The 4124-nt window shown below is 62.7% G+C and carries 5 protein-coding genes and 1 pseudogene; 1 reads left to right on the top strand and 5 read right to left on the bottom strand.

All coding sequences use genetic code 11. The features are described 5' to 3' along the window. The 4 genes from EN984_RS24835 to rimP all read right to left on the bottom strand — a co-directional run. On the bottom strand, positions 1–384 hold a 384-nt coding region (locus tag EN984_RS24835), incomplete at its 3' end, for a translation initiation factor IF-2 associated domain-containing protein (protein ID WP_206517472.1). After that, positions 381–1031, bottom strand: a complete 651-nt coding sequence (locus EN984_RS24830) for an RNA-binding protein (RefSeq protein ID WP_127270709.1) — start codon at positions 1029–1031, stop codon at positions 381–383. The genes EN984_RS24830 and EN984_RS24835, both read right to left, overlap by 4 nt. A gap of 38 nt (positions 1032–1069) precedes the next feature. Next, positions 1070–2665 carry a transcription termination factor NusA gene (gene nusA / locus EN984_RS24825; RefSeq protein WP_013527896.1) on the bottom strand — a complete coding sequence of 532 codons (1596 nt, stop codon included), beginning with the start codon at positions 2663–2665 and terminating at the stop codon, positions 1070–1072. 49 nt (positions 2666–2714) lie between these two features. Continuing rightward, positions 2715–3359: a ribosome maturation factor RimP gene (gene rimP, locus EN984_RS24820; protein ID WP_127270712.1), complete on the bottom strand. Its 645-nt coding sequence runs from the start codon at positions 3357–3359 to the stop codon at positions 2715–2717. 299 nt (positions 3360–3658) lie between these two features. Here rimP and EN984_RS24815 point away from each other — a divergent pair, with 299 nt between their 5' ends. Beyond that, positions 3659–3826 (top strand): hypothetical protein, encoded by a 168-nt coding sequence (locus EN984_RS24815; RefSeq protein WP_013527898.1) that lies wholly within the window; start codon positions 3659–3661, stop codon positions 3824–3826. 66 nt (positions 3827–3892) lie between these two features. On the opposite strand, the pseudogene EN984_RS24810 reads toward EN984_RS24815, so the two are convergent. Then, positions 3893–4124, bottom strand: a pseudogene (locus tag EN984_RS24810) (tRNA (guanosine(46)-N7)-methyltransferase TrmB); the annotation flags it as partial.

The raw sequence follows: 4124 nt of genomic DNA, 5'->3' as shown, positions 1-4124 counted from the left end.
GTCCTCGACCTCGCGAACCTTCGAGCCCTCGAGCGCCCTGCGGCGTGCTTCCATTTCACTGCGCGACAGTTCGTTCAGCACCATGCCGCTGCGCTCGACCGGGGCCGGTGGCGGCGGGGGTGGCGGCGCCTTCGGTGCTTCCGGCACGACGGGTGCGGCCACGACCGCCGGCTTCGGTGTGAAGACGGGGGCGGCAACAGGCTCCGGCTTGTCGCCGGGCATCGAGAACTTGCGCTTCTTGGTTTCGACGACGACCTGCTTGGTGCGGCCGTGCGAGAAGTTCTGGCGCACAGTGCCCTGCTCCATACCGGGGCGCTTCAGCGTCAAGGTCTTCTTCGGCGTCACACTCAGCGTATTGTCGTCACCCGATTTCGTATCGCTCATTCCATATCCTCTGCGGCATCATCTTCGTCAGCAACAGCCGCAAGCATTGCCAGATCGTCCGGGGAACCGCCCCGATACCGGTCGAGCGCAACCATGCGCTTCTGGACCGCCCTGCCCGCGTCTCCCGCGAGAACGGCAGCATGTATCACATTTGTACCCCCCAATGCCAAGCTCAACTCGACCTCGGAGAAAAGTTTGTAGGCAAGGATGGCGGGCCCGCCGAGATGGACTGTCGCCCGTCGCGCCTGGCTGATCTTGCGCACGCCGTCATCGGACGCCTCGGTCGCGTGGAGCACGAAAAGCGCCAATCCGCCGCGAACAGCACTTTCGACCTTGGTAGCACCAAGCGAAATTGCGCCTGCCTTACGGGCAAGACCAAGCATGCCCAGAGCGTGCCTGGAAAGCAGCCCGTCGATCATGCCGCCAAGATCGGGCGGCACGACCACCTGTGCCTTGAAGGCGCGGGCAAAGAGGTTCTTCGCCGCAGCCTTGTCGATATGTAGGCGGTCGGCGCTCACCCAGCAACCGCGGCCGGGCAGATTTCTCTTGATGTCGGGAACGACGGCCGAATCCGGGCCGACGACGAACCGGATCAGATCATCCGGTTCGGCTTGTTTGCGCGTAACGATGCAGGTGCGATCGTTCATCTCGTCCAGGGGCGGGTTCGGTGCGATGCGGTTTCACCTCACGCACCAACGGCTTCGTCAGCCGAGACTTCTTCGGCTGCAAGCTCGTCTTCGGTGATCCAGCCGGCCTTGAGGCGGGCGGCCAGAACCATCTGTTCGGCGTCCGCGCGGGTCACGCCATGATTGGCCAGCACGCCCGGATAGACCTTTGTCTCGCCGTCCTTGCGTTCCTTCCAGCCGGTCAGGTCGTCGGCGGCATAGCCGGCGAAATCCTCGATCGTCTTCACGCCGTCCTCGCCAAGCGTCACCATCATGGCGGTGGTGACGCCGGGGATTTCGCGCAACTCGTCCGAAACACCGAGCGCCTTGCGCTTGTCATCGTGCTCGGCCTCGATCTTCTCCAGATATTCGCGGGCGCGGGTCTGGATTTCCGAAGCGGTGTCCTCGTCGAAACCGTCGATCGAGGCGATCTCGCCGGAATCGACATACGCGACTTCCTCGACGCTGGTGAAGCCTTCGGAGGCCAGCACCTGGCCGACCATCTCGTCGACGTCGAGGGCTTCCATGAACAGCGACGAACGCTCGACGAATTCCTTCTGGCGACGCTCGGATTCTTCGGCCTCGGTGAGGATGTCGATATCCCAACCGGTCAGCTGCGAAGCCAGACGCACGTTCTGGCCGCGGCGGCCGATGGCCAGCGACAGCTGGTCGTCGGGAACCACGACTTCGATGCGCTCGGCATCCTCGTCGAGCACGACCTTGGCGACTTCCGCCGGCTGCAGCGCGTTGACGATGAAGGACGCCGCAGAAGGCGACCACGGAATGATGTCGATCTTCTCGCCCTGCAATTCGCCGACGACGGCCTGGACGCGGCTGCCGCGCATGCCGACGCAGGCGCCGACCGGATCGATCGAGCTGTCGCGCGAAATAACGGCGATTTTGGCGCGCGAACCCGGGTCGCGGGCGACCGATTTGATCTCGATGATGCCGTCATAGATTTCCGGCACTTCCATGGTGAACAGCTTGGCCATGAACTGCGGATGGGTACGCGACAGGAAGATCTGCGGGCCGCGCTGCTCGCGGCGCACATCGTAGACATAGGCGCGGACGCGGTCGCCATATTTGTAGTTTTCACGCGGGATCAGCTCATCGCGACGGATGATCGCTTCGCCGCGGCCGAGATCGACGATGACGTTGCCGTATTCGACGCGCTTGACGGTACCGTTGACGATCTCGCCGATGCGGTCCTTGTACTCGTCATACTGGCGGTCGCGTTCGGCCTCGCGGACCTTCTGCACGATGACCTGCTTGGCCGACTGGGCAGCGATGCGGCCGAAATCCATGGGCGGCAGCTGTTCGGCGATGAAGTCGCCGAGCTGGGCGTCGGGATTGCGCTCGCGAGCCGAGGAAATGGCGATCTGCGTGGCGTAGTCATCGACCTTCTCGACCACTTCCATCAGCCGCTGCAGCTTCATCTCACCGGTGTTCGGGTTGATGTCGGCGCGGATGTTGGTCTCCTGACCGTAACGCGAGCGCGCCGCCTTCTGGATCGCATCGGCCATGGCGGCGATGACGATCGACTTGTCGATCGACTTTTCACGCGCGACCGCGTCGGCGATCTGCAGCAATTCAAGTCTGTTGGCGCTTACAACCATCGTTTTTCTCCGGAGCTTGTTTGCCGGGCCTTTGCGCCCGGCAGCTCAATCATAGTTCCTGTTCGTGGTCTTCCGTGGCGTCCGCTTCCGCACCCGACTCGTCATCGTCCGGTTCGCCGCGGCGCTTCTTGGCTTCCTTGCGCGCCCTGTTGTCCTTCGACAGGGCATCGCGGATGAGATCGTCGGTCAGGATCAGGCGCACGTCGGCAATCGCATCGTAGGGGACACGCACCGTCGGCTCCTCGCCATAGGCTGCCTTGTCGCGCTCGATCAGCACATCGTCTTCGCCGGCTTCGGCGATCTTGCCCTTGAAGCGCTTGCGGTCGGCGACGACCATCGATGTTTCCATCTTCACCAGATGACCCGTCCAGGTCGTGAAATCCGATTTACGGACCAGTGGCCGGTCGATGCCGGGCGACGAGACTTCGAGGTGATAGGCCTTTTCGATCGGATCATCGACGTCGAGCGCCGGCGACACAGCGCGGCTGACCTCTTCGCAATCTTCGACGGTCATGGTGCCGTCCTCGCGTTCGGCCATGATCTGCAGCGTCAGCCCGTTCTGGCCCGACAGATGCACCCGCACGAGGCGGAAGCCGATGCCGCGCAGAACCGGCTGGACGATCAGCGCGATGCGCGCATCGATGCCGCTTTCGCGGATGATGCGATCGTCGCCCTCGCTTGCCGTTGCAGTCATTGAAGCCCTGTCGTTCTCTACCAAGTTATCGGCAGGTAATAAAAAAGAGCGGGACCGGGTGGACCCACTCTTCGTCATACCGACCAAGAATTTGAGGCTGATATAGACGATGACGGCCTGTGTTTCAAGCCCGCTGTGCTGGTCGGGCAACGCCGCCATCGAGGCGGCCCGCGCCAGCGTTGCATGGGGCGCATGGCGCCTATGCGGCGACACCCATGGGATCGGCGCTGAAACGCGCCTATTTATGTTGCGCTGCACAAATGTGGCCGTGCGCCATACGTGCGCGAAAGGACATGATCATGAGCAATCGCAAGATATTTTCTGCAATAGGCGACTTCTTCACCGTATTCGGCAGCGCCGTGGCCGCTTCACGGGCCGTGGAAGCCGGTCGCAGGCCGCGCGCCGACGACCTGCGCAATCTCGGCGTCGAGCCTGCCGCCTTCGATCGCATCGGCCGCCGCTTCTAGCTTTGACGCAATTCCGGACGGAAAACCGTTTCACACTTTTCCTGGAATTTCTCTATGACCGCGAGCTTATTTCCGAATGAAGGTCAGATAGGCCGGCCGCCGGCCCTCACGAATGGCCTTGGCCTCGTAACGGGTGCCCGGCCAACCTTCATAGGAAAGGTGCCAGTCCGCCGCCTCGCAAGCCTGCCATGCGAACGCGCCATGCGCGCGGCAATGCAGCAGGGTCCAGTTGACATAGGTGTCGATGTCGGACGCGAAGCGGAATTTTGAACCAGGCTTCAGCACATGCGCGAACCGC

It is taken from the genome of Mesorhizobium sp. M7A.F.Ca.CA.004.12.1.1, from assembly GCF_003997835.1.
In the GTDB taxonomy this organism is placed as follows: Bacteria; Pseudomonadota; Alphaproteobacteria; order Rhizobiales; family Rhizobiaceae; genus Mesorhizobium.
Note: the sequence above shows the minus strand (reverse complement) of the source record. Positions and strands in the feature narration are given on the sequence as shown.

What these genes read in the sequence shown, in the direction of transcription:
- nusA (WP_013527896.1), bottom strand. Translation starts at nt 2,665, where the DNA reads ATGGTTGTAAGCGCCAACAGACTTGAATTGCTGCAGATCGCCGACGCG.
- EN984_RS24815 (WP_013527898.1), top strand. Translation starts at nt 3,659, where the DNA reads ATGAGCAATCGCAAGATATTTTCTGCAATAGGCGACTTCTTCACCGTA.
- EN984_RS24830 (WP_127270709.1), bottom strand. Translation starts at nt 1,031, where the DNA reads ATGAACGATCGCACCTGCATCGTTACGCGCAAACAAGCCGAACCGGAT.
- rimP (WP_127270712.1), bottom strand. Translation starts at nt 3,359, where the DNA reads ATGACTGCAACGGCAAGCGAGGGCGACGATCGCATCATCCGCGAAAGC.